21 protein-coding genes and 1 pseudogene are annotated in these 23873 nt (G+C 69.5%); 7 read left to right on the plus strand and 15 right to left on the minus strand.

Translation table 11 applies throughout. The features are described 5' to 3' along the window. Nucleotides 1–2 precede the first annotated feature (2 nt). The 4 genes from ACZ5CR_RS00715 to ACZ5CR_RS00730 form a co-directional block, all read right to left on the minus strand. Complete coding sequence (locus tag ACZ5CR_RS00715) at nucleotides 3–1046, minus strand: ABC transporter substrate-binding protein (RefSeq protein ID WP_468852193.1); 1044 nt, start codon at nucleotides 1044–1046, stop codon at nucleotides 3–5. 58 nt (nucleotides 1047–1104) lie between these two features. Then, nucleotides 1105–1902 carry an ABC transporter ATP-binding protein gene (locus tag ACZ5CR_RS00720; protein WP_468852195.1) on the minus strand — a complete coding sequence of 266 codons (798 nt, stop codon included), beginning with the start codon at nucleotides 1900–1902 and terminating at the stop codon, nucleotides 1105–1107. Further along, the gene (locus ACZ5CR_RS00725; RefSeq protein WP_468852196.1) at nucleotides 1875–2807 is read right to left on the minus strand and encodes an ABC transporter permease; all 933 of its coding nucleotides are present in this window, start codon (nucleotides 2805–2807) and stop codon (nucleotides 1875–1877) included. The genes ACZ5CR_RS00720 and ACZ5CR_RS00725 overlap by 28 nt, the downstream gene beginning before the upstream one ends. Before the next feature lie 126 nt (nucleotides 2808–2933). Next, nucleotides 2934–3017: a putative leader peptide gene (locus tag ACZ5CR_RS00730; protein ID WP_349817350.1), complete on the minus strand. Its 84-nt coding sequence runs from the start codon at nucleotides 3015–3017 to the stop codon at nucleotides 2934–2936. A 101-nt stretch (nucleotides 3018–3118) separates the two neighbouring features. On the opposite strand from ACZ5CR_RS00730, the gene ACZ5CR_RS00735 reads away from it, so the two are divergent. After that, nucleotides 3119–3541 carry a secondary thiamine-phosphate synthase enzyme YjbQ gene (locus ACZ5CR_RS00735; RefSeq protein ID WP_389910736.1) on the plus strand — a complete coding sequence of 141 codons (423 nt, stop codon included), beginning with the start codon at nucleotides 3119–3121 and terminating at the stop codon, nucleotides 3539–3541. 179 nt (nucleotides 3542–3720) lie between these two features. Beyond that, nucleotides 3721–4401, plus strand: coding sequence for a response regulator (locus ACZ5CR_RS00740; RefSeq protein ID WP_468852197.1), 681 nt, complete (start codon nucleotides 3721–3723; stop codon nucleotides 4399–4401). Here ACZ5CR_RS00740 and ACZ5CR_RS00745 read toward each other — a convergent pair. Next, on the minus strand, nucleotides 4376–5578 hold the full coding sequence (locus tag ACZ5CR_RS00745) for a sensor histidine kinase (RefSeq protein ID WP_468852199.1): 1203 nt from the start codon (nucleotides 5576–5578) through the stop codon (nucleotides 4376–4378). The genes ACZ5CR_RS00740 and ACZ5CR_RS00745 overlap by 26 nt on opposite strands. A gap of 332 nt (nucleotides 5579–5910) precedes the next feature. On the opposite strand from ACZ5CR_RS00745, the gene ACZ5CR_RS00750 reads away from it, so the two are divergent. Further along, nucleotides 5911–8127, plus strand: coding sequence for an MMPL family transporter (locus ACZ5CR_RS00750; protein ID WP_468852201.1), 2217 nt, complete (start codon nucleotides 5911–5913; stop codon nucleotides 8125–8127). Nucleotides 8128–8242: 115 nt separating this feature from the next. Here ACZ5CR_RS00750 and ACZ5CR_RS00755 read toward each other — a convergent pair whose 3' ends face one another. Both ACZ5CR_RS00755 and ACZ5CR_RS00760 read right to left on the minus strand, forming a co-directional pair. Further along, nucleotides 8243–8908 (minus strand): DUF4232 domain-containing protein, encoded by a 666-nt coding sequence (locus ACZ5CR_RS00755; RefSeq protein WP_468852203.1) that lies wholly within the window; start codon nucleotides 8906–8908, stop codon nucleotides 8243–8245. A gap of 531 nt (nucleotides 8909–9439) precedes the next feature. Further along, on the minus strand, nucleotides 9440–10660 hold the full coding sequence (locus tag ACZ5CR_RS00760) for a metallophosphoesterase (RefSeq protein ID WP_468852205.1): 1221 nt from the start codon (nucleotides 10658–10660) through the stop codon (nucleotides 9440–9442). Between the two features lie 351 nt (nucleotides 10661–11011). Here ACZ5CR_RS00760 and ACZ5CR_RS00765 point away from each other — a divergent pair, with 351 nt between their 5' ends. Further along, entirely contained in the window at nucleotides 11012–11962 is a 951-nt protein-coding gene (locus ACZ5CR_RS00765; RefSeq protein ID WP_468852207.1) for an SDR family NAD(P)-dependent oxidoreductase, read from the plus strand. A gap of 98 nt (nucleotides 11963–12060) precedes the next feature. On the opposite strand, the gene ACZ5CR_RS00770 is transcribed toward ACZ5CR_RS00765, so the two are convergent. The 5 genes from ACZ5CR_RS00770 to ACZ5CR_RS00790 form a co-directional block, all read right to left on the minus strand. After that, nucleotides 12061–12576, minus strand: coding sequence for a MarR family winged helix-turn-helix transcriptional regulator (locus ACZ5CR_RS00770; protein WP_468852209.1), 516 nt, complete (start codon nucleotides 12574–12576; stop codon nucleotides 12061–12063). A gap of 109 nt (nucleotides 12577–12685) precedes the next feature. Then, a complete protein-coding gene (locus ACZ5CR_RS00775) occupies nucleotides 12686–13072 on the minus strand; it encodes an STAS domain-containing protein (protein ID WP_468852210.1) in 387 nt (128 codons plus the stop codon). Then, nucleotides 13069–14163, minus strand: coding sequence for a cobalamin B12-binding domain-containing protein (locus ACZ5CR_RS00780; RefSeq protein ID WP_468852211.1), 1095 nt, complete (start codon nucleotides 14161–14163; stop codon nucleotides 13069–13071). The genes ACZ5CR_RS00775 and ACZ5CR_RS00780 overlap by 4 nt, the downstream gene beginning before the upstream one ends. Next, nucleotides 14160–15785, minus strand: a complete 1626-nt coding sequence (locus ACZ5CR_RS00785; RefSeq protein WP_468852213.1) for a PP2C family protein-serine/threonine phosphatase — start codon at nucleotides 15783–15785, stop codon at nucleotides 14160–14162. Before ACZ5CR_RS00785 ends, ACZ5CR_RS00780 begins: the two co-directional genes overlap by 4 nt. Before the next feature lie 206 nt (nucleotides 15786–15991). Continuing rightward, nucleotides 15992–16369, minus strand: coding sequence for an Lrp/AsnC family transcriptional regulator (locus ACZ5CR_RS00790; RefSeq protein ID WP_468852216.1), 378 nt, complete (start codon nucleotides 16367–16369; stop codon nucleotides 15992–15994). A 146-nt stretch (nucleotides 16370–16515) separates the two neighbouring features. Here ACZ5CR_RS00790 and ACZ5CR_RS00795 point away from each other — a divergent pair, with 146 nt between their 5' ends. Next, the gene (locus ACZ5CR_RS00795) at nucleotides 16516–17079 is read left to right on the plus strand and encodes a PadR family transcriptional regulator (protein WP_468852218.1); all 564 of its coding nucleotides are present in this window, start codon (nucleotides 16516–16518) and stop codon (nucleotides 17077–17079) included. An 80-nt stretch (nucleotides 17080–17159) separates the two neighbouring features. Then, the gene (locus tag ACZ5CR_RS00800) at nucleotides 17160–18878 is read left to right on the plus strand and encodes an acyl-CoA dehydrogenase family protein (RefSeq protein WP_468852220.1); all 1719 of its coding nucleotides are present in this window, start codon (nucleotides 17160–17162) and stop codon (nucleotides 18876–18878) included. A 17-nt stretch (nucleotides 18879–18895) separates the two neighbouring features. Here the strand turns inward: ACZ5CR_RS00800 and ACZ5CR_RS00805 are convergent. Both ACZ5CR_RS00805 and ACZ5CR_RS00810 read right to left on the minus strand, forming a co-directional pair. Continuing rightward, nucleotides 18896–19193 (minus strand): annotated as a pseudogene (locus ACZ5CR_RS00805) (MmyB family transcriptional regulator); the annotation flags it as partial. Between the two features lie 19 nt (nucleotides 19194–19212). Continuing rightward, a complete protein-coding gene (locus tag ACZ5CR_RS00810) occupies nucleotides 19213–19629 on the minus strand; it encodes a Fur family transcriptional regulator (RefSeq protein ID WP_468852221.1) in 417 nt (138 codons plus the stop codon). 347 nt (nucleotides 19630–19976) lie between these two features. Between ACZ5CR_RS00810 and katG the strand changes: the two genes are divergently transcribed. Next, complete coding sequence (katG, locus tag ACZ5CR_RS00815) at nucleotides 19977–22190, plus strand: catalase/peroxidase HPI (RefSeq protein WP_468852224.1); 2214 nt, start codon at nucleotides 19977–19979, stop codon at nucleotides 22188–22190. A gap of 60 nt (nucleotides 22191–22250) precedes the next feature. Here katG and ACZ5CR_RS00820 read toward each other — a convergent pair whose 3' ends face one another. Beyond that, nucleotides 22251–23594, minus strand: a complete 1344-nt coding sequence (locus tag ACZ5CR_RS00820) for a Gfo/Idh/MocA family protein (RefSeq protein ID WP_468852227.1) — start codon at nucleotides 23592–23594, stop codon at nucleotides 22251–22253. Between the last annotated feature and the right edge of the window lie 279 nt (nucleotides 23595–23873).

Below are 23873 nucleotides of genomic sequence, written 5' to 3' on the forward strand. Positions count from 1 at the left end.
CGTCAGGACTCCTTGTCGTACGTGCGCGGCTCGCTGGTCGAGGGCGGCAGGTCGCCGTTGAAGCGGGTGTCGACGAAGTCGCCGAAGTCGATGCGCCGCGGGATGAGCTTCTGGTCGGTGAAGGTGTCCGCGATCTCCTGCTCGGAGGTGATCACGTTCTTGTCCACGGCCACCGGGACCCGCGTGCCGTTGCTGCGCTTGACGGCGGCGAGCGCCGCCTCGTAGGGCAGGCCGGTGTCCTTCGCCCAGACCTTCGCCCACGCCTCCGGGTGCTTGTAGACCCATGCCTGGGCCTTCCGCAGCCGCTTGAGGTAGTCGTCGATCGCCGCGGACTTCTTCTTGTCCTTGAGCGCGTCCGGCGCCGCCACCTGGAAGTTGAGGCCGTTCACCACGCCGTCGCCGTCGGTCAGGACGCGGCCCTTCTTGCTCTCGAGCACCTGCGAGGTGTACGGGTCCCATACGGCCCAGGCGTCCACCTTGCCGCTGGTGAACGCGGCCAGCGCGTCGGCGGGCTGCAGATATTTGACCTTGACGTCCTTGAGGCCGAGCCCCACCTTCTTGAGGGACGCGATCAGCTGATAGTTCGCCGACGAACCCTGGGTCACGGCGATGGACTTGCCCTTCAGGTCCTCGGCCTTCTTCAGGGACGACCCGTTCGGGACGAGGATCGCCTCGCCCGACGCGGTGCCGTGGCTCGCGGCCACGACGGAGATCTTCGAGTTCGCCCCGGCGGCGAAGACGGGCGGCGTGTTGCCGACGGCTCCGATGTCGACGGCCTTGGCGTTGATGGCCTCAAGGAGGGGCGGCCCGGAGGTGAAGGTGGACCAGTGGATCTTGTACTTGAGGTCGTCGAGCTCCCCGGCCGCGCGCAGCACGGCCTCCGAACCGCCCTTCTGGTCACCGACGTCGAGGGTGAGCGACCCCTTGCCGTCGGTCCTGCCGCCCGCGCCCGCGGACGAGGTGCTGGCGGAGGGGGAGCCGGAGCACGCGGCGAGCAGCAGGGCCGGGGGGAGGAGCAGGGCGGGGGCGGCGAGGTGTCGTCGCATGGTGAGTCCGTTCGGTCTGTTCGTACTGTTCACGGGGGAGGGGGATTCGGGCGCTGGTTCAGGCCGCGGCGGTTTCGGGGGAGACGTCCGCGTCGACGCCCAGGCGCTGCAGAAGCTCGGCACGCAGCTCGGCGAAGCGCGGATCGGAGATGCCGCGCGGCCGCTCGATGTCGATCTCCGTCTCGTACGCGATGACGCCGTCGTCCATGACGAGCACCCGGTCGGCGAGGAGCACGGCTTCCTCGACGTCGTGCGTGACGAGCAGGACGGCGCAGCCGCGCCGCTGCCACAGCTCGTCGACGAGGCGCTGGGCCTTGATGCGGGTGAGCGCGTCGAGCGCGCCGAACGGCTCGTCGAGCAGCAGCAGATCGGGCTCACGCACCAGGGCGCGGGCCAGCGAGGCGCGCTGGGCCTCTCCGCCGGAGAGCGTCTTGGGCCACGCGTTCGTACGGTGCTTGAGGCCGACCTCCTCCAACGCGCGCTCCGCGACGGCGCGTTCGGGTTTTCCCTTGAGCCCGAGCAGCACGTTGCGCCACACGCGCTTCCAGGGCATGAGCCGGGGGGCCTGGAACGCGACGGCCTTGCGGCGCGGCACGAGGACCGTCCCCTCGATGTCCCGGTCGAGCCCGGCAAGGATGCGCAGCAGGGTCGACTTGCCGCAGCCGCTGCGCCCGAGAAGGGCCACGAACTCGCCGGGGCGCACGTCCAGGTCGAGCTGATCGATGACGGCACGCCCGTCGAAGGAGCGGGTGAGACCTTCGACCCGTACGGCCGAAGCGGCCCGGGTCGTGGGGGCGGTGGCCGCGGCGGTCGTGGGAGCGGTGGGGGTCACCGGCCGGTGAACGTCGGTCGCCATTGCAGCAGCAGCCTTTCGAGGGTGCGGACGATGAAGTCGGCGATGAGGCCGAGGAAGGCGTACACGATCAAGCAGACGACGATCACATCGGTCCGCAGGAAGTCACGCGCCTGGACCATCAGGAAGCCGATCCCGGAGTCCGCGTTGATCTGCTCGGCGAAGACGAGGGCGAGCCAGGCGATGCCGAGGGAGTACCGCAGGCCGGTCATCGCACCCGGCAGCGCTCCGGGCAGGATGACGTGGCGCACGAGACCCCACCGCGAGAGTCCGAGGGATTCCCCGGCCTCGATGAGCTGCGAGTCGACCCCGCGGATTCCCGCGTACACGTTCAGATAGAGCGGGAACGTGACACCAAGCGTGATGATGGCGACCTTGGGCGCCTCACCGATGCCGAACCAGATGATGAAGAGCGGGATGAGCCCGACGAAGGGCACCGTGCGCAGCATCTGCACGCTGGCGTCGACGAGATCCTCGCCGACGCGGAAGAGCCCCGAGATGAGCGCGAGCGAGATCCCGACGGCGGTGCCGAGCAGCATCCCCACCGCTACCCGCTGCAGGGAGACCCCCATGGCGGAGGTCAGCGAACCGTCGCCGAGGAGGTCACGGCCGACGCCGGCGATGGTCCCCGGCGAAGCGAGGATGTCCTGGCTCAACGCCCCCGTGGAGCTCAGGAGTTGCCATAGGGCGAGGAGCGCGACGGGTCCGGAGGTACGGCGCAGCCAGCGGGGGACGCGGGCGCGGCGGGTGGAGGCGGGGACGATGGGAACGAGATCGGGCTCGGCCGACCGGGCGTCTTCGGCGCCACCGCCGTCTCTTACGTCCCGGGCGTCCTCGGAGGGATGGTCGGACTTGGATATACCCGAAATGTCGGACTCGGAGTCCGGCGGGGCATGGCTGATGCTCATGGGTGCTCCACGGCAGGAGGGAGGGATGCCCGAAAGGCCTACGCGAGGGACGGCGAAATCAACCGCGCGAAGGCATGAGGGCAGAGAAACGCAAAGGGTGAAAAGCGGGCTGAGGCTGAGAGGGCGTCAGCAGCCGCGACGACACGCAGCAGAAGCCACCCGCAGCAGGTCGATGTGACCGCGCGTGGTGAGCAGAGCTGAACGCAACATGCCGCTGAACGTAGCCAGGTCGTCAGCGTACGGTCAATGCCGTCTCGAAAGGCGGACGCCGCGTATCAGCGAATGGGAGAGACGTGAGGGAGGATGGACCCATGTCCGACGCTTTCACCACCCGTGTCCTGAACGTCACCACCGGCTCGGCCGAGAAGGTCTTCGACCTCACCGATGCCGTCCAGAGTTTCCTGAGCGAGGCGGCATCCGGCCGCGACGGCCTGCTCAACGTCTTCGTCCCCCACGCGACCGCCGGCATCGCGATCCTGGAGACGGGCGCGGGCAGCGACAACGACCTGCTGGCCGCGCTGCACACCCTGCTCCCGGCCGACGACCGCTGGCAGCACCGCCACGGCAGCCCCGGCCATGGCCGCGACCACGTCCTACCGGCACTCGTACCGCCGCATGCGACGTTGCCGGTGCTCGGGGGGCGTCTGGAGCTGGGGACTTGGCAGTCGGTGTGTCTGGTGGACACGAACCAGGACAACCCCGACCGTCAGGTGCGGTTGAGTTTCCTGGGCTGACCGAGATCGCCTCCCAGGGCGTGGCCGCCATTTCTCCGTACCGTGCGTGCCTGATACGGAGAGACCTTGAACGGTACGAACCTGGAGATGGTCGAACGTCCCTATGACGGTGCGGAATGTGCCTACTAGGGTGCGGCGTCTGTGCGGGCGAATCCTGTCAGGGACGGAAGGAACGGGCTGTGGCCGATGAGCTGATCGATGTGGTGATCGCCGACGATCAGGAGTTGGTCCGGGCCGGCTTCGAGATGATCCTCGATGCCCAGCCGGGCATCCGGGTCGTGGGTGTCGCCCGAGACGGTGTCGAGTGCGTCGAGCTGGCCCGACAGCTGCGCCCAGCGGTGGTGTTGGCCGACATCCGCATGCCGCGGATGGACGGCCTGGAGGTCACTCGCACCCTGGCGGGCGAGCCGCCCGGCGAATCCGCGATGAACGTCGTCGTGATCACCACCTTCGACCAGGACGACTACGTACGCGACGCGCTGCGCTACGGCGCCTGCGGCTTCCTGCTCAAGGACGCTCCGCCCGCGCTGCTCGTGGAGGCGGTGCGGGCGGCCTCTCGCGGCGACGCGCTGGTCTCGCCCGCGGTCACCGTGCGGCTGCTGCGCGGGCTGCGGCACAGGGCCGGCGGTGAGGAGCAGCAGGAGGCCGCCGGGCTGAGCAGCCGGGAGACGGAGATCGCCAGCCTCGTGGCCGTGGGACGCACCAACCAGGAGATCGCCGAGGAGCTGTTCCTGTCGCTGTCGTCGGTGAAGACGTACCTGGCCCGGATCCAGGCCAAGGTCGAGGCCCGCAACCGTGTGGAGATCGCGGCCTGGGCGTGGGAGAACGGCGTGGTCACCTCGCGGGACCAGCGTCCGTGAGGGGGCGCGGCAGTCCGGCCGCCACCTCCCACTGACCTGAGCCCGTGACACCGGCCCGGAACGTGCCGTCGAGGGCCTCGACGCGCTCGCGAAGACCGATCAGGCCGAAGCCGCTGCGCCCGCCCGCCGGATGGTCCGCCTGGCGCTGCCCCGCGCTGTTGATCACCGTCACCCGTACCCACCCCGGGTCGGCGTCGAGACGTACGGTCACCCGCTCGCCCGGGGCATGCCGCAGCACGTTGGTGAGGGACTCCCGGACCACCCGCAGCACAGTCGCCTCGACCTCCGGGCTCAACCGGCTCGTGCGGACCGCGGCGCTCGCCTCGAGCCGGGCCGCCGGAGCGTCGGGCCGTCGCCGGGAGAACTCGCCGACGAAATCCCCGAGTTCGGCGAGGAGATCGCCCGGCCGCAGCGCCTGATGGTCGTCCTCGCGAAGTACCCGCACCAGCCGCCGCATCGACTCCAACGTCTCCGTACCGGACCGGGCGATCGCCTCCAGGGCCGGTTCGACCTTCTCGGGCGCGATCGCGTGAACGGTCTTTGCCGCGTTGGCCTGCACGATGATGCCCGTCATGTGGTGGGCGATCAGGTCGTGCAGATCACGGGCCAGAGCCAGCCGCTCGGCGTGCCGCACATCCCGTACGGCACGCTGCCGACGGGCCTCGGACGCACGGACGACGCACCCCATGGCGATACCGAGCGAGAGCAGGATCGTCACCATGTAGCTGCCCCCGACGAAGCCGTCCAGCGTCCGGGTGCGCAGCGTCTGCATCAGCATGCTGACGGCCAGGGCGGCGACTGTCCACGCCATGGCGCGGGTGCTGGGGACCTGGGCGAGTGTCCGGATGATCAGGAACAGCAGCGCGAACATCTCCAGATACCCGAAGTCCGTCCCGCTCACCGGCGAGAACAGGCACACGCAGCTGAGCGTGAGGGAGATGGCGGCCGCAGCCACCGCCCGCGCCGGGAAAGGCAGCGGGTGGCGGGCGCCGGGCAGCGCGAGCGCGGCCAAGGGGCCGGTGACGAACACCGGCAGCCAACTGGTGGGCGCGATCGGCGGCTCGGTCACGAACAGCAGCACCAAGATGTCGGCCGCCCACAGCAGAGCCAGGGACACCACCGCGGCGGTGGAGATGACGCGGCGGATGCCGGGTAAGAACGGAAGCTTCCAGTCCACGCCACCAGCCTAGGGAGCCGGATGGCTCCTGTGGTGTCGGCCGGATGACCGACACGGAACGCCGCACTCCGTACCCAGGGCTGACGCCGCACCGCAGCGTGCCGCCGCAACATGGTTCGAGGGCATGGGCGTTCCCCCGGCGCCTGTGCCCCGCCCGGCCCGTCAACGACGGTCCGCGTCCGGACCTCTTGGGTGCTCCAGGCGTGCAGGGCCCGGAGGGTGTGCCGCGGCCTGTGGGGACAGCGCCCGGCACACCCTCCGGGTGAGCAGCCCGGGGCCCCGACCGCTTCCCATCCTCGTCTCGTTCCTGACGTACGGAGTCTGTTGTTCTCATGGCTACTTTTCTGCACCGGCTCGGGCGCGGCGCGTTCAAGCGTCGCTGGCTGACCCTGTTGCTCTGGGCGGTCGTACTCGGTGTCGCGGGCGCCGCGGCGGCGGGCAGCAGCGGCAGCGGCGACTCGAACATCACCCTGCCCGGCATCGAGGCGCAGAAGGCGTACGACGTGCTAGGTGAGAAGTACCCCGCGGCCAACGCCGACGGGGCGAGCGTCCGCGTCGTCGTCCGGGCACCCGACGGGGAGAAGCTGGCCGCCGACGAGCCGCGGGCCGAAGTCTCCTCACTGCTCAAGGATCTGCAGAACTCCTCGCCGCGCGTCGCCTCGGTCGCCGACCCGTTCAAGGGCAAGACCATCAGCGCCGACGGCACCACCGGTTACGCCCAGGTCACGTACAAGACCAAGCCCGCCGAACTGACGGACGCGGACCACAGCCACCTCGACGACGCGCTTGACGCGGCACGCGGCCAGGGCCTGACCGTGGAGGCGTCCGGCAGCGCGCTGGCACCCGCCGAGGAGAGCAGCTCCTCCGAGGCGATCGGTTTCGTGCTCGGCGCGTTGATCCTGATCGTCACCTTCGGCTCGTTTATCGCGGCCGGCATGCCGCTGCTGACCGCCCTGCTGGGTGTCGGCATCACCACGAGCGCCATCACCGCGCTCACCACGGCCCTTGATCTGAACAGCAGCACCTCGTCGCTCGCGACCATGCTGGGCATCGCGGTGGGCATCGACTACTCCCTGTTCATCGTCTCCCGCTACCGATCCGAGCGGGCCGTGGGCCACGACGCCCGCGAGGCGGCCGCCCGGGCGAACGGCACCGCGGGTTCCGCCGTGGTCTTCGCCGGTCTGACCGTCGTCATCGCCCTGGTCGGCCTGGCTGTGGTGAACCTGCCCATCCTCACGGCCATGGGCATGGCCGCCGCTGGTGCCGTCGTCGTTGCCGTCCTGGTGGCCGTCACCCTGGTCCCGGCCCTGCTCGCCTTCGCCCCCGAGCGCGTTCTCGGCCGCCCCTCCCGCAAGAAGTCCGCCGGTTCGAAGGCCGCCGGCACGAAGCCGCCCCTGGCGGAGCGCTGGGCGGCCTTCGTACTGCACCGCCCGTGGAAGGTCCTGCTCTTCTCGGTACTCGGGCTCGGTGTGATCGCGCTGCCCGCGACCCGGCTCGAACTGAGTCTGCCCGACGACAGCAGCAAGCCCACCTCCACCACCGAGCGCAAGGCCTACGACATGCTCGCCGAGTCGTTCGGCCCCGGCTTCAACGGCCCGCTGACGCTCGTCGTCAGCGGCAGCGATCCGGCTGCCACGAAGACCGCAGTCGGTCAACTCGACGGCAGTGTGAAGGACTTGAAGGATGTGGCCACCGTCGCCCCGGCCACGTACAACCCGGTCCGTGACACCGCGATGGTCACCCTCGTCCCCAAGAGCTCGCCCGCGAGCGAGGAGACCAAAGACCTCGTCCACACCATCCGCGATCAGGCCAAGAGTGTCCAGACCGCCACCGGCGCACAGGCCATGGTCACCGGCACCACCGCGATGAACATCGACGTCGCCTCGAAGTTCGCCGACGCGATCGTCCCCTATCTGGCGCTCGTCGTCGGCCTGGCCTTCCTGGTCCTGATCCTTGTCTTCCGCTCGATCCTGGTGCCGCTCAAGGCGGCGCTCGGCTTCCTGCTGTCCGTCCTTGCCTCTCTCGGCGCGGTGGTCGCGATCTTCCAGTGGGGCTGGTTCAAGGACCTGTTCGGCCTGGAGACCAGCGGTCCGATCATGAGCCTCATGCCGATCCTCCTGGTCGGTATCGTCTTCGGCCTCGCCATGGACTATCAGGTCTTTCTGGTCACCCGGATCCGGGAGGCGTACGTCCACGGCGCCGATCCGCGTCAGGCGATCACCGAGGGCTTCCGACACAGCGGCAAGGTCGTCATCGCGGCCGCGCTGATCATGACGGGTGTCTTCGCCGGGTTCATCGGCGGCGACGACGCCATGATCAAGTCCCTTGGCTTCGGTCTGGCCATCGGGGTCGTCTTCGACGCCTTCGTGGTCCGCATGACCATCGTGCCCGCCGTCCTGGCCCTGCTCGGCGGGCGGGCCTGGTCGCTGCCCGGCTGGCTCGATCGACGTCTGCCGCACGTCGATGTCGAAGGCGAGAACCTCAACAGCACGGTCCCCGAGGTCCGCGAACCCGCCCACAAGGAAGCCGACGTCGCTCCGACCCCTTGAACCCCCGATGCGCCCGCACACGGGGTGTGCGGGCGCATCGCCGAAGATGTGATCCGTGCGCAGAGGCACCGCAGGCCTCACTGTCGCACTGGCAGCCCTGCCCCGGGCGCAACGCCTACTTGGTCGTGTGGGTGGGGTAGACCTGAACGTCGGTGTAGGCGCCCTTGATGTCTCCTGCGGCCGCGGGCCAGTCCAGGGTCACGGAGTGGGTCTCGTTCGGGGGCGTCACCAGGATGTTGGTCGGGTGCGCGAGGCTCTCGCCGCTGCTGTCGATGTCGTAGGCGAGGTTGAAGACGGCGGCGTCGCCGGGCTTCAGGGTGGTGATACGCGGCTGGGCTTGGCCGCGCTCGATGGGGTTCGAGGTGTTGTCGGCGTCCTTGATGTCGACGCCCGCGAAGCCGGTCGCCGAGCAGGTGGTCGAGCCCCGGTTGATCATGGTGATGTCGACCCTGCCGGAGGCCTCGTCGGGCGCGGCGTCCGTGGCGTCGATGGCCAGGTCCTCCGTCTTGCAGAACTTGACCTTGCCGCTGGTCTGCGTCGCGCCGTTCGCGGCGCCGGCGTTGGTCGTGGTGTCCTCACCGGAGCCTGACTTGGCGTTGTCGGCCTTCGAGCCGCCGGTGTCCGAGCCGCCCTGTGACTTCGAGCCACCGTTCGAGGACGAGGAAGACGAGGAGCCCTTGGAGGACGAGTCCTTGCCGGAGTCGTCGCCGCCACAGGCGGTGAGCGAGAGGGAGGCAGCGACGCCGAGAGCGGCGAGAGCGGCGATGCGGGTGTGCTTCATGGTGACTCCCCAGGGGTAACGCGGTGCGTGCGGTCTGAAGTATTTGTATCGCGCACCGAGTTACAGGCAGTCCTCAGCGACGTCTTCGTTCTGTCACAGACGTTTTCCCTGACTCCCACCTGGCCCGCACCGGCTCAGCCCGCTCCGGGCGCCGAGAGTGAACGCGATCTGCGAACGAGCCGTTGGCGCTCTCCGTCGTGAAGTCCGCGGCCGCATGCTGATCGACAACGAGACCACGCCCAGGCAGTCCTCGCGGAGTACATCCAGCACTACACCACCCACCGACACCGGCCGCACCAGCCCCGACTCGGGCGGTCAGGGAGCGTACGTTCTTCAGGGCGGCGGCCTGAAGGCCGCGGGAATCTCCTGAGAGAACTGACGCGGCTGCTCCCATGCGGCGAAGTGGCCTCCCTTGCCGACCTCGTTCCAGTAGATGAGATTGCCGTAGGCCCGCTCTCCCCAGCTCCGAGGCGCGGGGTAAAAGGAACACTCGGTGAGCCGGTCCATGCGGGATGGTCGACCCGCTCCGTGTCAGGGAGTGGAGGGCCGCTGCGGGGAGCGGAGTACGAGCAGGGTGATCTCGCTGGGGGCGAAGACGCGGAACGGCGGGCCCCAGAAACCGGTGCCGCGGCTGGTGTAGAGGAGGGTGCGGGTGCCGTGGCGGCTGAGGCCCGCGAGGGCGGGCTGGTCGATGCGGACGAGGTGGTGGAAGGGCCAGATCTGGCCGCCGTGGGTGTGGCCGGAGAGTTGCAGGTCGATGCCGCCTGCTGCGGCGCGGTCGACGAACTTGGGCTGGTGGGCCAGGAGCAGGACCGGCAGGTCGGGGTCGGCGCCGTTCAGGGCTCCGGCGAGGTGGGCGCCATGGCCGGGCAGGCCGGAGGACTCGGCGGTGACGTCATCCACACCGGCGACCACGAGGGTGTCGCCGTCGCGTTCGAGCAGCAGATGACGGTTGCGCAGCGGCTCCCAGCCCAGCTCGCCCATCAGGTCGACCCAGCCCTGCGCCTCGCTGTAGTACTCGTGGTTTCCGGTGACGTAGACCCGGGCCCGGGTGGCGCGCACGGTGCCGAGCGGAGCGGCCTGGGCGCGACGGCGTTCGGCCGTGCCGTCCGCGATGTCGCCGGTGTGGCAGACCAGATCCGCCTCCAGGGTGTTGACCGTCTCGCAGACCCGCGCCGACCAGCGGGCGCGGTCGAGCGGGCCGTAGTGGGTGTCGGTGATGAGGACGACGCGGGTGCCGTCCAGTCCGGCTCCCAGGCGCGGGAGTTGTACGTCGAGCTGGCGCACCCGTGGCACCCGGCGGGCCTCGACGTACCCCCAGGCGAGCAGTGCGGCGGCTGTGCCGAGGACGGCCCAGGTGACGATCCGGGCCCGGTTCTGCCCGTCACTGACGTCGGCCACGGTCAGGGCGAGGCGCAGCAGGGCACCGAGCAGGACGGACCAGGTGAACAGCACCCAGCTGGCCCCGAGGAGGGTGTCACCGACGATCGCCGCCCAGTCCTGCTGGCGCCGACCGTGGCCGCGCCCCATCGCGAGCGGCATACCGATCAGGCCGAGGGCGAACAGGGCGGTGCCGACGAGCGTGACGGGGAGTGGCCAGTGCTGGCCGGTGTACAGCAGAACCCAGCAGGGCACGGTCCACAGCAGGACGGGGGCGATCAAAGGGAGGTAGCGCATCAGCCGGCGCAGTCGGCTCTGCTGGGTCGCATGCGTTGAAACGTCCGCGGATCGGGCTTCGCTGGTATCGGCCACGCTTCCCCTCCTCAAGTAGCCAGTCAGTCGACGCGCAATGTATCCGGTTGTCCCGGGGGCCGTCCTGTCGATCATTGATCGAACCATATGAGCGTCCTGGCGAGGCGCCACCTCGATGGTTGCACCTGACAAGGGCACGAGCCGCTGTACATCGATCCTGCGCCCTCAGTCCTCAGCCCTCAGCCCACGGTGTTCGGGCCAGTACCGCCTCGGCGGGATGTCGGCCGTTCGGCGAGACTGTCGGTGATCCATAGGCGATGTGTCGGTGGCCGCTGGAACCGTGGGTGCCGAGTTGCCCATGGGAGCAGCCGCAGCCTCAGCCGCCTTCGACAGCAAGGAACCCCCGTCGCCATGTCGTCCATATCCTCCGCCCCGCCCTGGAATGTCCAACGGCTGCCCGGTGCCGATGGCCGCGTCTTCCTGGTCACCGGCGGCAACGCCGGTATCGGGTACTTCGTCGCGGAGCAGTTGTCGGCAACCGGAGCCACCGTCGTACTCGGCAGTCGGAATCCCGCCAAGGCCGAAGCCGCCATGGCCTCGATCCATGAGCGTGTCCCCGGCGCGCGGGTGCGGGCCGTACGGCTGGACCTCGCCGACCTCTCGTCGCTTGGAACAGTGGTGGAATCACTGGAGGTGGAGCGCCTCGACGCGGTGGTCCACAACGCCGGCGTCGCGCTTGACGACCCGCCGCGCCAGGAGACCGGCGACGGTCACGAGCTCATGTTCGGCACGAACCACCTCGGGCACTTCGCCTTGACCCAGTACCTTGTGCCGCTGCTGTCGGCCGCGCCGGCGGCCCGCGTCGTGACCATGGGCAGCTTCGCGGCGAAGTCCGAGCGGCTCGACCTGGACGACCTGCAGTCGCGGAAGGAGTACCAGCCCAAGCGCACCTACGGACGCTCCAAGTTGGCCCAGATGTACTTCGGCGTCGAACTCGACCGCCGCCTGCGCGCTGCCGACAGCACGGTGACGAGCGTGGTGGTCCATCCCGGCGGCGCGCTGGACTCCCTCACTCCGGCACGGCCACCGATCCACGTGCGAACCACCGGCGCACGGCTGAGTGCGGCACCTGCGGCCCTGCTCGTCCAGGGCAAGCACGCAGGGGCATGGCCCGCGGTCCGGGCGGTGCTCGACCCGGCCGTGCGTGGCGGCCAGTTGTGGGGACCGCGCGTCTTCGGCCTGCGCGGCGAGCCCCGAAATGAGCCGGTGTGGAACCACCTCGCCGACGCTTCTGTCGCGGCACGGCTGTGGGACGCGAGCTGCGATCTGACCGGCGTCGACCCCGGTGCCATCCTCGGATAGCCCCAGGCACGCGCGCTGGTGGACAAGCGTGCGGTGAGCTTTTCGGTGGCCCCGGGGGCGGTGGCTCCGAGGGCTGATCGAGAACGTCCAGCCGTGAGTCAGGCCGCTGGGATGAGGCCGGGTCTGCTGTCCTCGTCGGCGTCGACGTGGGAGTCGGCGTCGGTGGTGAGCTGGGTGTGGAGTCCCGCGAGTCCTCTGGCCAGCGCGCGCCGATCGGCGGTGGGCAGGGCATTGATCGCGTGGTGCAGCGTGTTCTCGCGCTGCCCGCGGACGCGTTGCAGATGAGTCCTGCCCTCGAGGGTCAGCCGCAGAGTGACTTCCCGTCCGTTGCCGGGGCACGGTCGCCGTTCCAGGAAGCCGATGGCCTGCAGGCGGTCGCACAGGCGGGTGACGGAGGGAGGGGACGTGGCGAGCCGCTTGCACAGGGACCGCATGCGGATCCCCTCATCGCGGTCGACGACGTACATCAGGCGTAGTTGCGACGTGGAGGCGGGGGCGATGGTGGTGGATCCTCGGGCGTGTTCCCACATCACGTCGAGGAGTTCGACGATCTCACCGGCGGACCTGGTGGCCTCGTGGGAGTAGCTGCGTGAGGTGGATTCTGGTACTGGCATGTGCGCCCCGTCAGTGTGTCTGGCTCCGGCCCCCGTTCCTGATCGGGGAGTGGAGCGGCGTCAGGTGGTGCGGTGCGGTCCGGTGGGGCGGGCCGGTCTCGCTTCCCCGCTAGTCATCGGGGGTCATGCCGTGCTGCCGAGGGGGGAGTTCACGGTGCCCGGTGAGGGGCGCCGTCAGATGGTCCAGGGTACCGGTGAGGGTCAGGAGCCGATCCAGTTTCGCGGTGCGGTCGTCCAGATGGAGCCGGACGCCCGCCGCGCTGGTCCTGCGGTGGATCATCAGCAGGATCGAGAGCCCCATGGAGTCGATGACGTCGAGCCCCGCACAGTGCAGGTGCAGGTCGCCGAGGAGCGGGTGTTCGGCGAGCTTGTCGGTGACGGCCCGCAGGAGATGGTCGGCGTTGTCGTGGTCGAGATCGCCGTCGAGCTCTATACGGACGGTGTCCTCGGTGCCGACCGTGGTCAGGCGCAGAGGGGAGGGTGGCGTGGAGGTCATGCGGGCTTTCTGGCGGTGAGAGGGTGATCCGGCGTGAGTGCGTCGATGCCGTGTTCGAGGGTTCGGGTGGCTCTGGGGAAGTCCTTGAGCTCGCGCGCCAGGATGCTCAGGGCCGGCGGCAGACTGTGCGCGGGTACGCCGCGAGCGGTGAGGATCTGGGCGGTCCAGGTGATGAACCTGGTGAAGAGGTCCTCGTCGCCGACGTAGAGGGCGGTGGCGAGGAACTCCACGATGTGCGCGAGGTCTTCCGCGGTGCGTTCACGCTGCGCTTCGCTGTACGTGCGCATGGCGGGGAACGCGTCTTGCAGGGCGGTGAAGACGGAGCGCACGAGGGTGGTCCTGCTGTGGGAGACCATGGTGTATTCCTGGTCTTCCAGGTGGGGCAGGTCGTCGATGGGCTGGTGATCGGGGAGCGGGCGCGGCAGCGGTGCCCGGGCGAGCCGGTCGGCCGCGGCTCGGGCGTCAGGAGCCCAGGCGTCGGCACCGAGCAGGCGGGCGTACCTGCCGTCGGGTCCGAACGCGGCTCCACCGGCGAGCACGGGTACGCCGACGGCCTGGCAGGCGGTGATCGCGGCGTGCGCGGTGGGCAGCCGGGCCGCGATCGAGCTGGAGAGTGCGACCACGTCGGTGTCGGTGCGGTGCAGGTGGGCTATGAGGTGGGGTGCGGGGACCTGCGCGCCGAGGTAGTCGACGTGCCAGCCGCGGAGCTTGAGGACCTCGGCCAGCAGGCGCGCGGGCAGCGCGTGCCATTCGCCGTCCACACAGGCCACCGTGATCCTGCCCCGGTCCGGGGTGGTGCGTGCGGCCGGGTGCACGGAGAGCGCGGCCACCGCCCGCTCGTTGATGGCGGTCGCCGCGTGCTCCTGGGTCACGGTGAGGCGGTTGGCGGCCCATTCCTCACCGACCTTGCCCTGCACCGTCGCGATCACATCGAGCAGCACGCTCTCTGGTGCGACGCCGTCGTCCAGGGCGTGCAGCACCACGTCGGTGGCCGCGTACTCGTCGGCCGTCGACACGGCTTCCCAGAGCTCGTCGGCCAGTTGCCGGACCGTTTCGCCGGCTGCCGGCCGGTGTGGCGTACGGGTCTTCATGCCGTGTACCTGCCCCGAGTGTGGCCGTTCACCGCACTGAGATAGTGGGTGCGTGGCGCGGAGATCACCACGACGGCCATGTCGTCGTGCCGCCCCTTTCCGACCCACTGGGACGCGAGCATCTGGACACGCTCCACGATGCCCGCGGACGGCATGCCCGCGCACTCCGTGAGGACACGCTGGAGCCGCTTCTCGCCGAACTCGGCCCCGCCCAACGGCCCGCCCTTGGCCTCGGTGATCCCGTCGGTGTAGAGGACGCAGGACTCCCCGGGCGCGAGTGTGACAGCAGCGGTGTGGGAACGGGCTTCGGGGATCGCCCCCACCAGCGTGCCGCGTGTCTCGGCCTCCTCCACCACGCCATCCGCACGGACGATCAGCGGAGCCGGATGACCGGCACTGGTCAGCCGCAGGCTCACCTCGCTGCCCTCCCGCACGGCGGAAGCCAGCACCAGCGTGGCGAACCGGGTGTGATGGGAATTGACCAGAGCGGTGTTCAGCAGGCTGATCATCTGCTGGTGGTCGTCCGCCAGGGGAAGCAGAGCGTGCAGGGTGTTGCGGATCTTGCCGGTCAGTACGGCGGCTTCCAGACCCTTGCCGCAGACATCCCCGAGCGCCACGAACGACTCTGCGCCCTCGACGGTGGCGGGGTGCACGTCGTAGAAGTCCCCTCCGATCCGCTCATGGTCCTCCGAGGGGCGGTAGCCACCGGCGAAGTCCACTCCGGAGATCTGGTGCAGCGAGGGGGGAAGCAGCTCCCGCATCAGGACCTCGGTGATGGAGATCTGCTCCGCGTACAGACGTGCGGCCGACATGGCGGCTCCGGCGCGCGTGGCGAACAGCCGGGCGAAGACCTCCTCACCGCCCGTGAACGCCTCCGTGCCGGAGCGGCGCAGCAGGACGAGCGCACCGGCTGCGACACCGTGACCGGGCAGCGGGGTGATCACTATCGAGCCGACAGGACCGAAGTCCTCGGGCACCATCCAGTCCGGTGCGACGGAGGGGTCGATCCATCGTGAAGGCACCGGTGGGAATCCGCGCAGCGCCTCGCTGAGACCGGGCACGTCGTCCGGATCGACCGACTCCTGGGACCGGACGGGTGCGGCGCCGTACAGGCACGTCACCACGGGCAGCCGCTGCCCGCGCGAGGGCGCGATGACCAGCGCGGCATCGGCGAGGTGCTCCGCGGCCAGCTGCGCGGTCACATCCATGCAGCGCTCCAGATTCAGGGAGGAGAGCAGCAGGTTGGAGGCCTTGGCCAGGAACTCGGTCCGCTCACGCTCCATTCGCAGGGCCTCACGGACCGCTTGGTGATCGGTGTCGTCGACCAGCCACCACACCACGGTGCCATCGTCCTGCAAGCTGGAGTGTGCCTCGAAGCTGCGCTCGCTGACGGTCCCTGAGACCGGTGTGTCCGCTGCTTGCCCGCCGCGCCGCCCAGGCGCCCTCAGCGCGTCATGCGCGGCGGAGAGCCAGGTGGGGACCACATCAGTGAGGACCGTTCCGGGGAGGGCCCCGGGCAGGAGCGCACCTGCCGCGTCACTGCGCAGCACGATGGTGCCTTCGACGTCAGCGACGAGGACGGGATAGGGAGCACGGCTCAACGGTGAGTCGTGCTCTGACACGGCGCCGATGTGCGCTGGGGGAGAGACCAAAAATTGAGGACTCGCTACGCGAATCCCTCACCTCATCGAGTAGAAGGAACGTTGCCTTTGAGCAACCATCCCTCAAGCCACACGCGCCTGGCAACCAGCACGTGCGCCCGCGAAAGTGTCTCGCCGTAAAGGGGTTTGGAGGGGACGGATCGGGACACCCGTCAGGGCGCCCCGCCCTATGTGCCACCGGTCCACGGCACCGGCTCGACGTTCTCCATGGCGAAGTGTGAAGGGGCGTTCTTGGTGCGCGGGATGGTCATGATCCGCCCGCTGGGAAACGTCTCGTACGCGGCCATTTCGGCGACGGCGACGGCGATGCGCACGAAACAGTCGGGGCTGCCGAACGAGCGGCGCAGCTCGACGACCTCATCGGCTTCGGCGAAGGTCCGTTCGAACCGCTCGACGGCTTCGGAGTCCTGGGATTCGAGAGTGAGATCGAGCAGTACCTCGAAAGAGAAGCCGTGCTTGGCGGTGTCGACGACGGCCCGATGGCCGCGGATGGCGCCGGGTCTGGCCAAACTCACCGCGCTACTGGTCTTCGTCGGCCCGCTCATGGCTCGTCACACTCTCGCCGTGCGCCGTTCCACCGAGGACGTGCGCCGCACCGGCGCGAAGAGCGGTCCCCGATCGTCGGGTGAGCCGTGTCTCACCAGGACGGCCCCACTTGTTTATGCAACGAGTTGCATAGCAGGATCGGGGCATGGCGCTAGAGCACGCGATCCTCGTCTCGCTGCTGGAACAGCCGGGCTCCGGATATGAGCTGGCCCGGCGGTTCGAGCGGTCCATCGGCTACTTCTGGACCGCCACCCATCAGCAGATCTACCGGGTGCTCAAACGCATGGAGAGCGACGGGTGGATCGACGTCCGCGAGGTGCCGCAGCAGGCACGGCCGGACAAGAAGGAGTACTCCGTCGCCGCCCTCGGGCGGTCCGTGCTCTCGCGGTGGCTGCACGAGCCGATCGAACCCGAGAGCGTGCGGCACGAGCTCGCCGTGAAGATCCGCGGTGCCGCCTTCGACGACCCGGGCGCGCTGATCCGCGAGGTCGAGCGGCATCGCCAGGCGCACGCCGACCGCCTCGCGCGCTATCTGGCGGGGGAGCGGCGTGACTTCACCTGGCCCGATGCCTGTGCGCCCACCACGCCCGATGCCGGACGGGAGCTCCAGCATGTCGTGCTGCGCGGCGGCATCGCGTACGAACGGATGACGCTCGCCTGGCTCGACGACGTGCTCGACACCCTCCACCGGCTCGGCCCCGCGGACTGACCCGGCCCATCGCTCCTCCACTCCGCCACCCCTCACCCGCCGAACATCCCCAACCTCCCGAGCCGGAAAGGCGAACACCCATGGCCGACCCGCTGCTGTTCAACCCGCGCACCTACGACCCGAAGCAGTTCGACCCCGAGACCCGCAGGCTGCTGCGCGCCACCGTCGACTGGTTCGAGGCCCGTGGCAAGCGTCAGTTGATCGAGGACTACCGCACCCGCGCCTGGCTGGCGGACTTCCTCGACTTCTCCGCCAAGGAGGGGCTCTTCGCGACCTTCCTCACCCCGGCCGCCGCCGGGGGGAAGCCGGACGCGCGCTGGGACACCGCGCGGATCGCCGCCCTCAACGAAATCTTCGGCTTCTACGGGCTCGACTACTGGTACGCGTGGCAGGTCACCATCCTCGGCCTCGGCCCGGTCTGGCAGAGCGAGAACGAGGCTGCCCGCACCCGCGCGGCGGAACTCCTCTCCCAGGGTGAGGTGTTCGCCTTCGGCCTGTCCGAGAAGACCCACGGCGCCGACATCTACTCCACGGACATGCTCCTTGAGCCCGACGGCGATGGCGGCTTCCGGGCCAGCGGCTCCAAGTACTACATCGGTAACGGCAACGCGGCAGGACTCGTCTCCGTCTTCGGCCGCCGCACCGACGTCGAGGGCCCCGACGGCTACGTCTTCTTCGCCGCCGACAGCCGCCACTCGTCGTACCACCTGGTCAAGAACGTCGTCGATTCGTCGAAGTACGTCAGCGAGTTCCGTCTGGAGAACTATCCGGTCGGCCCCGACGACGTGCTGCACACCGGCCGCGCCGCCTTCGACGCCGCCCTCAACACCGTCAACGTCGGCAAGTTCAACCTCTGCACCGCCTCCATCGGCATCTGCGAGCACGCGATGTACGAGGCCGTCACCCACGCCACCGGGCGCATCCTCTACGGCCGCCCCGTCACCGCCTTCCCACACGTGCGCCGCGAGCTGACCGACGCGTATGTCCGCCTCGTCGGGATGAAGCTGTTCAGTGACCGTGCCGTCGACTACTTCCGCTCAGCGGGCCCCGACGATCGCCGCTACCTGCTCTTCAACCCCATGACGAAGATGAAGGTGACCACGGAGGGCGAGAAGGTCATCGATCTGATGTGGGACGTGATCGCCGCCAAGGGCTTCGAGAAGGACACCTACTTCGCCCAGGCCGCCGTCGAGATCCGCGGCCTGCCGAAGCTGGAGGGCACCGTCCACGTCAACCTCGCGCTCATCCTCAAGTTCATGGGCAACCACCTGCTGAACCCCGCCGAGTACGAGCCCGTGCCGACGCGGCTCGACGCGGCCGACGACGCGTTCCTCTTCCGGCAGGGACCGGCCCGAGGCCTGGGCTCCGTACGCTTCCACGACTGGCGCACCGCCTACGACGCGTACGCCGATGTGCCCAACGTCGCCCGCTTCCGCGAACAGGCCGACGCCCTCTGCGAGTTCGTCAAGACGGCCGCCCCCGGCGAGGAGCAGAGCCGCGACCTCGACCTTCTCCTCTCCGTCGGTCAACTGTTCGCCCTTGTCGTGCACGGCCAGCTGATCCTGGAGCAGGCGCGCCTGACCGGCCTCGACGGGGACGTGCTCGACGAACTGTTCGCCGTTCTCGTACGCGACTTCTCCGCGCACGCCGTCGAACTGCACGGCAAGGACTCCGCCACCGCTCAGCAGCAGAGCTGGGCGCTCGGCGCGGTGCGGCGCCCGGTCGTCGACGACGCACGCTCGGCGCGGGTGTGGGAGCGCGTCGAGGCGCTGGCCGGGGAGTACGAGATGGCGCCGTAACACTCGCCATATGTGGCTCAGCGGGGCACGTCCATGCGCTGGGTTCCGATGACCGAGGGGAGCCGCAGCGCCTCCTCCGAGCGTGAGCCGGGGGCGGCGGTGCGGATCACGACCTGCTGGTCCCGGTCGGTGATGTCGAGGACGTCGCAATCGACGGTGACCGAGACCCACCAGCGGGTGCTGGAAGGTCTTGCGCGGCGTGGGATCGGCGCTCACGTCGCGGGAGTCCCACAGCCGGACGAATTCCTTGCTCCGGGCGAGGAGTTCAGCCACAAGATCCGTCATCTCGGGGGCATCGGGACAGCGGACCGGTGCCCGGACCGCGCCACGCCGCTCAGCCGGATGCGGTGCAGTCCGGGCACACTCCCCGGTACGTCACCTCGGCCGCGGAGACGGTGAAGCCGAACCGCTCCGAGGCGGGCAGCGCCGACAGCGGGTCGCCGCCGGGGTGTACGTCCTTGATGGCGCCGCAGCTCGAGCAGACCAAATGGTGGTGGGGGTGATGGGCGTTGGGGTCGTACCGCTTCGCGCGGCCGGTGGACACCTCTGTCACCTCGCCGAGGGAGACCAGCTCACCGAGGGTGTTGTAGACCGTGGCGCGAGATATCTCCGGCAGCCGGGCCGTGGCACGCGCGAGCACCTCGTCAGCGGTCAGGTGGACGTGTTCACCGTCGAACACCTCGGCGACCACCCGGCGCTGCGCGGTCATCCTCCAGCCACGTCCGCGGAGCCGTTCCAGAAGATCGCTCATGCCTACCAGCCTAACTGTGCATTGTCTGACGAATGAATTCGTACGGACCCGTCTGTCGTATTGACTTGGACTTAGTCCATCGTAGGATCAGTTCCGGCCGACGGCCAAGGGACAGGGCAACAGCAGGGAACAGCGCGTGACTTCAGGAGGCGTGTCCGTACGCCCCGGCATCCGATACCCCGCTCGCGGAGAAGCACTCCGCCCAGCAGGTGGGCGTCCTCGGCCTGCGACTGATACAGGAACCCGCCCCGTTGGACCATCCTGCCTGCCGCACCCCCGTCGCCCCCGACTGCTCTGCCGTTCGCAGTTCCTGAGCACCGTGATCCGCCCCGTCCGGAAGGATTCCCATGACTGAGAACCATGACGCGATCGTCACCGACCCGAAGCCGGAAGAGACTGGCGGCTGCCCGGTCGTACACGGTCGCGCGCCGCACCCGACCCAGGGCGGTGGAAACCGCCAGTGGTGGCCGGAGCGGCTCAACCTGAAGATCCTCGCCAAGAACCCCGCCGTGGCCAACCCCCTGGGCGAGGAATTCGACTACGCCGAGGCGTTCAGCACCCTCGACCTGCCGGCCGTGAAACGGGACATCGCGGAGGTCCTCACCACCTCGCAGGACTGGTGGCCCGCCGACTTCGGCAACTACGGCCCGTTGATGATCCGCATGGCCTGGCACAGCGCGGGCACCTACCGGATCAGCGACGGCCGCGGCGGAGCCGGTGCCGGCCAGCAGCGCTTCGCGCCGCTCAACAGCTGGCCGGACAACGTCAGCCTCGACAAGGCCCGCCGGCTCCTTTGGCCGGTGAAGCAGAAGTACGGCCAGAGCCTTTCCTGGGCCGACCTCCTGGTCCTCACCGGAAACGTCGCCCTGGAGACGATGGGCTTCAAGACCTTCGGCTTCGCCGGCGGCCGTGCCGACGTGTGGGAGCCCGACGAGGACGTGTACTGGGGCCCCGAGACCACCTGGCTCGACGACGAGCGCTACACCGGCGACCGCGAGCTGGAGAAGCCGCTCGGCGCGGTCCAGATGGGTCTCATCTACGTCAACCCCGAGGGCCCCAACGGCAACCCGGACCCGGTCGCCGCGGCCCGCGACATCCGTGAGACGTTCCGCCGCATGGCGATGAACGACGAGGAGACCGTCGCGCTCATCGCCGGTGGCCACACCTTCGGCAAGACCCACGGCGCAGGACCGAGCGAGAGCGTCGGCGACGACCCCGAGGCCGCGCCCATGGAGCAGCAGGGCTTCGGCTGGAAGAACTCCCACGGCACCGGCGTGGGCCCCGACGCCACCACCAGTGGTCTCGAGGTCATCTGGACCACCACCCCCGCCAAGTGGGGCCACGACTTCTTCAAGCACCTCTTCGAGTACGACTACGAGCTCACCCAGAGCCCGGCGGGTGCCCACCAGTGGGTGGCGACGAACGCCGAGGCGATCATCCCCGACGCCTTCGACGCGTCGAAGAAGCGCCTCCCGATGATGCTCACCACCGACCTGTCGCTGCGCTTCGACCCGGTCTACGAGCAGATCTCGCGGCGCTTCTACGAGAACCCGGACCAGTTCGCGGACGCGTTCGCCCGTGCCTGGTACAAGCTGACGCACCGTGACATGGGCCCGGTCGTGCGCTACCTCGGCCCGGAGGTGCCCTCCGAGGTGCTGCTGTGGCAGGACCCGCTGCCGGCGGCCGAGGGCCAGCAGATCGACGCCGCGGACATCGCCTCCCTCAAGGAGCAGATCCTCGGCTCGGACCTCACCACCTCGCAGCTGGTCTCCGCGGCCTGGGCCGCGGCGTCCTCCTTCCGCGGCAGCGACAAGCGCGGTGGCGCCAACGGCGGCCGTATCCGCCTGGAGCCGCAGCGCAGCTGGGAGGTCAACAACCCGGACGACCTCGCGCAGGTGCTGCGCACCCTCGAAGGCATCCAGTCCTCCTTCAACTCGGGTGCCAAGAAGGTCTCGCTGGCCGACCTGGTCGTCCTGGGCGGCTCCGCGGCGGTCGAGAAGGCGGCCAAGGACGGTGGCGTCCAGGTCGAGGTGCCGTTCACGCCGGGCCGTGTCGACGCCGCGCAGGAGCAGACGGACGTCGAGTCGTTCGCCGCGCTCGAGCCGACCAACGACGGCTTCCGCAACTTCGTCGGCAAGGGCAACCGCCTGCCGGCCGAGTTCCTGCTGATCGACAAGGCGAACCTGCTGACCCTGAGCGCGCCCGAGCTGACGGTCCTCGTCGGCGGTCTGCGCGTCCTGGGCGCCAACCACGCCGGGTCGAAGCACGGCGTGCTCACCGACAAGCCGGGCACCCTGTCGAACGACTTCTTCGTCAACCTGCTCGACATGGGGACGACCTGGAAGTCGACGTCCGCGGCGCAGGACGAGTTCGAGGGCCGTGACGCGAGCGGCGCGGTCAAGTGGACCGGCACCCGCGCAGACCTCGTCTTCGGCTCGAACTCCGAGCTGCGCGCGCTCGCCGAGGTCTACGCGAGCGACGACGCCAAGGAGAAGTTCGTGAAGGACTTCGTCGCGGCCTGGGACAAGGTCATGAACCTCGACCGGTTCGACCTCGTCTGAGTCCGACAGCTTTGAGCAGGACGTCCGGGCCGGCCCACGCGGGCCGGCCCGGACGTCGTTTCAGATGTCCAGGAGGCCGCGTGCGTCGACCGGAAGCCCCGTGGCGAAGGAGTGGTTCGCGGCAAGGCCCGTGACCAGCGAACGGGCTCCGTCGCCCGCGTCCGCCGCGCGGCCCAGGGAGTCGGCGTCGCCGGGGGCCCGCTCGCCGAAGAGATCGGCCAGCATGCGCACGTCCCCGCCGCCGTGCCCGCCCTCGCCCGTGGGCACCTTCACCTCCCGGGGTTCCTCCCAGAAGCGGCGAAGCAGCAGTTGGGTGCGGCCCGCCTCGTCGCCGACCGCCGCACCGTGCAGGACGGCGCTCGCGCCGTCGTTCCGTACGTCGGGGCGCGTCCAGGTGGATTCCTCCACGAGGAGCTCGACGCGTCCCTCGCTGCCGTTGAAGGCGATCCGATAGCCCTCCCAGGGCGCGTACGCGGTGAGGTGGTAGGTGAGGGTCGCGCCGGAGGAGTACCGCACGAGGACCGCCATGTCGTCCTCGATGCTCACCCCGGGCCCGAACACGTTCTGGTCGCGGTGGTAGCCGTCCTCCGCCTCCGCGTCCAAGTAGAGGGCGCTGAGCACGGAGGAGTCGGCCAGGCGGATGGCGAAGGGGTCGCTTTCGGCGGCGGCGGAGCCATGGGCGCGGGTGTAGTCACGGGCCAGGCCGCGCCGGTCGCCCGCGTCGTCGCCGTAGAAGAAGAGCCCGCCCTGCGCGTAGACGGTCTCGGGCCGCGCGCCCAGCCACCAGTTGACCAGGTCGAAGTGGTGGGTGGCCTTGTGCACCATCAGTCCGCCCGAGTTGGCCTTGTCGCGGTGCCAGCGGCGGAAGTAGTCCGCGCCGTGCCGCAGGTCGAGCAGCCACTCGAAGTGCACCGAGCCGACTTCGCCGATCTCGCCGTCCGCGAGGAGCTCACGCACCGCCGAGTGCACGGGGTTGTAGCGGTAGTTGAAGGCGACCCGCACCTCACGGCCCGTGCGGCGCCGGGCGTCGAGGATGCGGCGGGCGCGTTCGGCGCTGGTGGTCATGGGCTTCTCGGTGACCACGTCGCAGCCCGCTTCGAGCGCCCGCACGATGTAGTGGTCGTGCAGGTGGTCGACGGTGCAGACCACGACGAGGTCGACGCGCTCACGGCGCAGCATTTCCTCGAAGTCGTCCGCGGAGTACGTGGGTATGGGCGGGCGGCCGGGGTGGGCGGTCGCGATCCAGTCGTTGTGGACGGCCATGCGGTGCGCGTTGACATCGCAGAAGCCGGCCAGCTCGATCCGGTCCGCGTAGGGACCGGCGAGCGCCTCGGTGAAGAGCTGGGCGCGGGCGCCGAGTCCCACCACGGCACAGCGGCGACGGCGCGCGGCGTCGAGAGGCATGCGGATTCCGTTCGGGGAGAGGGGGTGTGCGGGAGGTCCGGAAGCGGGCGTCACGGCGGGGCAGGGAAGGCGGTGATCGCGCCGCAACGGTTGCAGGTGCGACCGTGTCGAGCAAGGGGGAGGCGAACGCGTCGGCCGCGTCGATGACTTGGAGGATCTCCACCGGCATCGGCGAAAACCCAGGTCGGCGCGGGCGTGGTGGGCGGCGGGTGGGCAAACCTCACCGCCCACATATTGAGTCGATTCAGTTTTCGGCTCCGAGGTCTTGTCCTGACATTC

The sequence above is a fragment of the Streptomyces sp. NPDC031274 genome (assembly GCF_055570235.1).

Coding starts and splice junctions, on each gene's coding strand:
- ACZ5CR_RS00715 (WP_468852193.1), bottom strand. CDS start 1,046: ATGCGACGACACCTCGCCGCCCCCGCCCTGCTCCTCCCCCCGGCCCTG.
- ACZ5CR_RS00720 (WP_468852195.1), bottom strand. CDS start 1,902: ATGGCGACCGACGTTCACCGGCCGGTGACCCCCACCGCTCCCACGACC.
- ACZ5CR_RS00725 (WP_468852196.1), bottom strand. CDS start 2,807: ATGAGCATCAGCCATGCCCCGCCGGACTCCGAGTCCGACATTTCGGGT.
- ACZ5CR_RS00730 (WP_349817350.1), bottom strand. CDS start 3,017: ATGTTGCGTTCAGCTCTGCTCACCACGCGCGGTCACATCGACCTGCTG.
- ACZ5CR_RS00735 (WP_389910736.1), top strand. CDS start 3,119: ATGTCCGACGCTTTCACCACCCGTGTCCTGAACGTCACCACCGGCTCG.
- ACZ5CR_RS00750 (WP_468852201.1), top strand. CDS start 5,911: ATGGCTACTTTTCTGCACCGGCTCGGGCGCGGCGCGTTCAAGCGTCGC.
- ACZ5CR_RS00755 (WP_468852203.1), bottom strand. CDS start 8,908: ATGAAGCACACCCGCATCGCCGCTCTCGCCGCTCTCGGCGTCGCTGCC.
- ACZ5CR_RS00765 (WP_468852207.1), top strand. CDS start 11,012: ATGTCGTCCATATCCTCCGCCCCGCCCTGGAATGTCCAACGGCTGCCC.
- ACZ5CR_RS00770 (WP_468852209.1), bottom strand. CDS start 12,576: ATGCCAGTACCAGAATCCACCTCACGCAGCTACTCCCACGAGGCCACC.
- ACZ5CR_RS00775 (WP_468852210.1), bottom strand. CDS start 13,072: ATGACCTCCACGCCACCCTCCCCTCTGCGCCTGACCACGGTCGGCACC.
- ACZ5CR_RS00780 (WP_468852211.1), bottom strand. CDS start 14,163: ATGAAGACCCGTACGCCACACCGGCCGGCAGCCGGCGAAACGGTCCGG.
- ACZ5CR_RS00790 (WP_468852216.1), bottom strand. CDS start 16,369: ATGAGCGGGCCGACGAAGACCAGTAGCGCGGTGAGTTTGGCCAGACCC.
- ACZ5CR_RS00795 (WP_468852218.1), top strand. CDS start 16,516: ATGGCGCTAGAGCACGCGATCCTCGTCTCGCTGCTGGAACAGCCGGGC.
- ACZ5CR_RS00800 (WP_468852220.1), top strand. CDS start 17,160: ATGGCCGACCCGCTGCTGTTCAACCCGCGCACCTACGACCCGAAGCAG.
- ACZ5CR_RS00810 (WP_468852221.1), bottom strand. CDS start 19,629: ATGAGCGATCTTCTGGAACGGCTCCGCGGACGTGGCTGGAGGATGACC.
- katG (WP_468852224.1), top strand. CDS start 19,977: ATGACTGAGAACCATGACGCGATCGTCACCGACCCGAAGCCGGAAGAG.
- ACZ5CR_RS00820 (WP_468852227.1), bottom strand. CDS start 23,594: ATGCCTCTCGACGCCGCGCGCCGTCGCCGCTGTGCCGTGGTGGGACTC.